6 protein-coding genes are annotated in these 6022 nt (G+C 64.9%); all 6 read left to right on the forward strand.

The features are described from left to right. Positions 1-446, forward strand: a 446-nt coding sequence (locus E1261_RS45685; RefSeq protein WP_165952841.1) for a hypothetical protein, incomplete at its 5' end; no start/stop codon positions are given. 230 nt (positions 447-676) lie between these two features. Beyond that, complete coding sequence (locus E1261_RS42490; protein WP_132415636.1) at positions 677-1372, forward strand: hypothetical protein; 696 nt, start codon at positions 677-679, stop codon at positions 1370-1372. 1 nt (position 1373) lies between these two features. Beyond that, positions 1374-1700 (forward strand): hypothetical protein, encoded by a 327-nt coding sequence (locus tag E1261_RS42495; RefSeq protein WP_132415637.1) that lies wholly within the window; start codon positions 1374-1376, stop codon positions 1698-1700. After that, positions 1690-3798 carry a TPR repeat domain-containing protein gene (locus E1261_RS42500; RefSeq protein WP_238176793.1) on the forward strand — a complete coding sequence of 703 codons (2109 nt, stop codon included), beginning with the start codon at positions 1690-1692 and terminating at the stop codon, positions 3796-3798. The genes E1261_RS42495 and E1261_RS42500 overlap by 11 nt, the downstream gene beginning before the upstream one ends. A gap of 2 nt (positions 3799-3800) precedes the next feature. Beyond that, a complete protein-coding gene (locus E1261_RS42505) occupies positions 3801-4586 on the forward strand; it encodes a hypothetical protein (RefSeq protein ID WP_132415641.1) in 786 nt (261 codons plus the stop codon). Between the two features lie 364 nt (positions 4587-4950). Continuing rightward, positions 4951-6022: DUF222 domain-containing protein (locus E1261_RS42510; protein ID WP_165952842.1), on the forward strand; the 1072-nt coding region annotated here is incomplete at its 3' end.

The following is a 6022-nucleotide window of genomic DNA, read 5'->3' on the forward strand; positions in this document are numbered from 1 at the left end:
CCGCCCCCAAACCAACACCAACCCCCGTCGACCCAACGGTCGCAGCCAAGGCAAAAGTCCTCGCCGACTACAAACGCTTCATCGACATCAAGGCGCGCGGCTACGTGAGCAACATCCCCACCTTCCCGTACGAACAGGTGATGACGGGTGATGCCTTGGCTGCAACCAAGTCCGTGGTCGCGGGCGCTGAACTGGCCGGCATCAAGTACAGCGGGGCGTCGCGATTCCTCAGGGGCGAGGTCACAGCCCTGAACCTCAAAGCCAAACCTGCCACGGCGACCGTGCAGGCGTGCGTCTTCGACGGTCTGAAGTCGACCAGTAAGCGCGGCAAAGTGACCTCGCTGCAGGACGAACTGTCCCGAGAGGACCAGATGGTGCTCCTCGACGGTCACTGGAAGGCCACCGAGACCAACGCCTTCGACAAGAGCAAGGGTGGCTGCGCGTGATCAGGCTCGCCACAGCAGCAGTCTGCACAGCGCTCATCGGCGCGCTTGTCACAGTTCTCCCTGCATCGGCTACTGCGACCTGCGGTGCTCCGAGTGGGTCGGTCGAAGCGTCGGACATCTCCGCTGACGCCACCGTCACCTGTCCTCCGCGGCCACCAGTGACCCACCCTGGCAAACCTCCCAAGAAAGGGCGGCAGTCGGCGACCGGCGTGAAGCCGGCGTGTGTCTGGGTGCCAAAGCCCGACTACCAGGCCGGGGTCGGGCAGCCGGTGGAGGGCCAGGGCGGTCACTGGTACCAGAAGTTCTGCAGCTTCGGTGACTACCAGACGCTCGCGGATTTCCAGCGCGCGCTCGGTGGCCTCGACGCAATGGACGTCCGGCAGACGGACATGCTGCAGCGAGCCGGCCTGGAAGTCCGGTTCTTCACGACCACGCCGCCGGTGCCTCGCCGTACCCCTGAGCAAGCAATGCTGGAAATCTACGGCCAAATAGACTTCCCGAAGACGTTCCTCGCGGTGAACCCGGCGGCGGCCAAGCAGGTTGTCGGTCTGCCGACCTGGGTCTGGCTCACCAACGAGAACGGCCAGTTCGATCCGAAACGGTACGCCGTACAGACCAAGGAGATCGGGACGACCGAGGGCTACCAGTTGAAGTGGCAGATCGTGCCAATGCTGACGTTGTCTCCAGAAACAGGAGACCCGCAGAAGTGCGCCGAGGCCGGCGTGCCCTGGTCGGAGAGCGACGCGGACAACCCCGACGCCTGCACAGTGACCTACAACAAAGCCGGCAAGTACACCTTGACCGCCGACGTCAACTGGACCGTTCGCTGGTGGCTCGCCGGCGAAGCCCAGGACCCCATCCCCGGCCCCACAAACACCGCCACCCAGGAAGTCATCGTCGGCGAGATCCAAACGGTGACACGCTGACGTGCCACAGCCCACCGGAGCCGGCGCCGTTCCGCACCCGCTGCACGCGCACCTGACGCTCTTGCTGAAGCGTGTCGCCGTCGCGCAGATGAGGCTGACGAACAAGCAGCAGAAGCCAACCGCCGCGATCTCGGACGGCACCGCCTGGGTGAGTCCGACCGCCACCCGCTGGGCCGGTGAGTTCATCCCCCAGGCCGCGAAGTACGTCGGCGCCGTCCGCGCACTCAACGACGACCTGGAACAACTCCTCCGCCGTACCCCCACCACCTGCACCGAAGAAGAAGCCGCCCGCTGGCGAGCCAAACTAGGCGGACCCCGTGGCGCGTAAAGAAGACGGTGGGCAGGCCGACGGTCTCTGCATGATCGACCACGTCATCCTCGGCGGCGTGATCAGTGACCTCGTCACCATGGAGTCTGCGATCGGGACCGAGCTCAAGGGTCTGAAGGCCGAGTTCGCGAAGGTCGGGGTCTCCGTCCAACCGCTCACCGACCTGACCAACGTCGCGAACTGGCTGCACGGCGAACTCCCGATGTTGCGTCGGCGCCACGCAGCCGCCGTACTGCTGGCGTCGCAGGGAATGCCGTTCTCGCCAGGCAGTCGTCTGATTTCCCTGCCGGAGGATCCGGCGACCGCGTCGACGGACGCCGGAAACCTGGCGGCGGAGCAGGTGCGGTCCGGACTCGACGGGAAGCCGGGAGGGCGGGAAGGATTGGCCGCCGCACTGCGAGCAGTACAACTGATTCGCCTCTCCCGAGGCGGCCCGAGCCCCGACGACGTCAACTTCCTCGAGGCCTTTTACGAAGGTCTGGGTAGAGACGTCTACAAGGTCCCCGGATATCTCAAAGACGACAGCCGCTGGACCACCCCACTCAGGCCTACGTACACGCCAGTCGGGGTGATGCCCGACCTCGACGCCGGATACCGCGCCGCGCTGACCGAGTCCGTCGTCGGCGGTCTCCTTCACCTGTCCGACGAACGCCGCGGCGGCAGCTGGAACCGCCTGCCGGAGTTCGTCCGGAAGGCCGCCTGCGATCCATGGCACTACCCCATGTCACCCGTCGCCATGGGCGGCCAGAAGGCAGCGGAACTCGCGGCGTTCCTCTCCCATGGCGATGACCGGAGCAGCGCCGGCGTGGCGTTCAGCAAACAGTTGGCCATCACTGTCTCGGAGTCGGCCGAGGCACTGCGATCGATCCGCCCGCCAATCGACGACGTCATCGGTCGAACCTTCCTCGCAGTTGCCGGCCGTAATGAGCAAGCCATGCATGATCTGCTCACCAACCGCAGTATGGGGATGCCCGCCGAGGGGGACGCCAACCTGTACGCCGGGTACAAGGGCCCGCACGAATTCCTTACCCCGCTGACAACCCACGCGTGGAGCGACGAGGGCAAGGCTGTGTCGACAGTCTTCGACTGGATCGCCGACGCGAAACAGTCGAAGGATCCCCAACGGCAGGCACTGGCACGCCAGGCGATGCAGGGCTTGGTCACGACCTTGGCCGATCCGGCAGTCCTGAACCGTGTGCTTGACATCGAATGGTCCGGACGCGAAGCCGTGGGTGCCGTCAATCCGGAGATAGCTCGTAGCCTCGCTCGCGACGCAGCCGCGTTTCTCACCGAGTTCTCCGACCCCGCGGCCAAAGTCTTCACATCCACCGCCCCGAAAATGGATGACGGGCAGGTGGTTGGTGCCCGATTTTTCACCTTGGTCGCTACCGACCGAAGCGCGGCCGAGGCCTTGGCCGGTTCGATCTACCGCTACAACGTCAACGGTATCCGGGACGAACTGGCCCATCCTGGCCACGTCACTCGGCATGCCGGCCGGGCCGCGCAACTCGACATCATGATGAACTCTGCCCTCCACATCGCTGCGCTCGAACATACGGTCGACAAAGAACTGGCCGCCGCGGAAGCCAGCGCGATCCGCGGTAAGGCACTCGGTATCGTCAACGAGTTCATCGAGCTGGGACCGCTCGGCGATGTGCGCAATCTTCCTGGCGTGGATCCGGTCGACATCTCCGACCGGATCCTGGGGCGGTTCATCAACTCCGACACCGGGGCCGTCGATCCGCAGCAGATCAGAACCGAGGGAGTCGACACCCGCGCGACCGCAGCACATCTGTTGCTCATCCACTACAACATCACCAAAGCACTCGTGGAGTCCGGGAAGCTCGACGTCCATCAGCTCGCACCAGATATGCGGTCATCCGGTGTTCCGCCACGACTACTGTCTCCTGCGGACTTTCGGGAGAACGAGTACTTCGATCTGATCGACGCCTACAAGGCCGAGACCGGTAAAGTGCCAGGCGGGACGAGTCTCGCGGACGCATACATCAAGACGTACACGCCTATCCTCGCCAAGGACAACGAGCGGTACCTTGCGGATAATCCCGCAGGTCTCAAGAACAAACTGGGGATCGGCTGATCATGCATCTGACCAAGCTACAAGCGGTGAGCCGTGTCGTTGTTGCGGTAGCGGCCGTGGGTTCGGTACTGAACGCGTGTTCATTGTTCGGCGGCGACAAGCCCGATGACGCAGCCCCCGTCGGGTATCCGCGGTCGTGGATCTGGGAGGCGGCGAAGGGGATTTCGCTGCAGGCTGGCGAGGCCAAGGCGGTGCGCGCGTGGGTCGAGTCGCAGACGCTGTACCAGGACTCGCGTGTTTCCTATCCCGGTTTCGCCGCGGCGACGTCAGCCGAACTGCTCGACGGAATGGTGGCAGCGAACAGCTCATCACAGGGCGGCGGCACCGACCGCTACCTGGTTCGGAGCCTCGTCGTTCAGAACCAAGAACTGCGTGTGAGCCTGTGCTCGGACCGGTGGGATGAGTTCGGCTTCCGTGCGGATGGCTCCTTCATCGATGCAGGAACCGAACTCGCCGTGCGCGAACTGGTCATGCGAAAGCCCGCTACCACGAGCACCCCTCCTTCTGAGGCCACCACCCGAAGTCTGACCGGGGGTCAGCCGACCACACCTGTTCCGGTCGGAAGGCTGCCCTACAGCCAGTGGCTGAAGGGGCCGACAACCAACGTCTTCGACGGATGGGTAGCAGCGTCCTGGGGCGTCAGCGTGAAGCCACCCCCTGACTGCATCGCATGGTTCAAGCGCAATCATCCGCAACTCGACTACCCGACCGGTTACGGGCGCGACAACCGGCCGAACCAGCCGAAGTCGCCTCCGCCGCCGACACTGCCGGGTAGCCCGGGCTGGTGAGAGGCTCACGCTGATCCTCAGACGAAGGCTTGGCCGTCGCCGCGGTACGTCGGGACTCGTCTGCCTTGCTGTGCCGGAACCAGTCGCCTTCGCCGCGTACCGGCCACCTACGCCCAGTGGTTCACCCGGTACGACCTCGTCCTCTCCCTCGTGTTCGACCATGTGCCCCACCGATCGGGCATCTCAGTCCGGCGGCGCCCTTCGAAATCCTCATCGACCGGCGCCCTGTGAGATGCACGCCTCGACGGGGACACGCGTGGGCAAGTTGAGTGTGCAACCAGCCCACAAACAGCCCACACATTCCCTTGTATATAAGGGCTTCTCGGCTCGAAAACTGTCGGTGGGGGTGTCTAAGCTTTGGGGTATGGAGATCTTGGCGATGCCCCCGGTGTACACCCAGAGCAGCAGCGAACTGCTGACGCGTCTGGACACCATTCAGGCTGCCAAGGCCCTGTTGAAGGCCGATGAGCTGCAGACCATGGGCCGGCTGGAGGAGATGGGCGCTGCTCAGGAGCTGGGTGCGCGGGACACCGTCGAGCTGGTCTCGGAACGCTACCGGCTCGACCGTCGCGAGGTCCGTAAAGACCTCGCGTTCACGGTGGCTCTGCGCAAGTACCCGCTGGTGGCGGCCGCGATGGCTGATCCTGCCGATCCGACACGAGCTGGGGTCGTGCGCTCTGACCTGGCCAAGATCATCGTGGGAACCTTGGAGAAGGCGCCGTCGAGTACGCCGGTCGAGACGTTGGCTGTGGCCGAGGAACAAATGGTCAAGATGGCTCGCATCTCGAACCCCCGTGAACTCGCCAAGTTCGGCCAGACGGTCCTGTCGAGACTCGACACCGATGGTCCCGAGCCGGCTGAGGACGAAGCGGTCGCGAAGGAGTTTCTGCGGTTGCGGCAGACCGCGGGTGGGGTGAAGTTCACCGGGTTCTTCGCCGGTGCTAGCGGCGAACAGCTCAAGACCCAGATCCACCAAGGGTCCAAGCCCCACAAGACGATCGACGGCGAACGCGACCCCCGGACCCAGGACCAGCGGCAAGCCGATGCGCTGAAGGCGACCATGGACGCCGCCGCCGGCAACCCCGACCACCCCGGCGTCCCGCACCTCACCGTCACCATCGACTTCAACGACCTCAAAGCCGCCCTCGCCGCCGCCCCAGCCGCCCTCGGCGGCAGCACGGCCAGCGGACCTGGCGCGGTAGGTGAACTGGTCTTCGGTGACAACCTGTCCGCGGGCGCCGTCCGGCTCCTGGCCTGTGACGCCGCGGTTCTGCCGATCGTCTTGGGCGGCGATTCGCAGCCGTTGGATGTCGGCACCGAACAACGCTTCGTGAACCGCTACATCCGCCGCGCGCTGAACAAGCGCGACAAGGGCTGCGTGGTGTGCCAGGCACCACCGTGGATGTGCCACGCCCACCACATCATCGAGTGGGCCA

The sequence above is a fragment of the Kribbella albertanoniae genome, from assembly GCF_004348455.1.
GTDB lineage: Bacteria > Actinomycetota > Actinomycetes > Propionibacteriales > Kribbellaceae > Kribbella > Kribbella albertanoniae.

Bases quoted from the DNA above. Each gene is read 5' to 3' on its own strand.
- E1261_RS42505 (WP_132415641.1), top strand. From the start codon at position 3,801: ATGCATCTGACCAAGCTACAAGCGGTGAGCCGTGTCGTTGTTGCGGTA.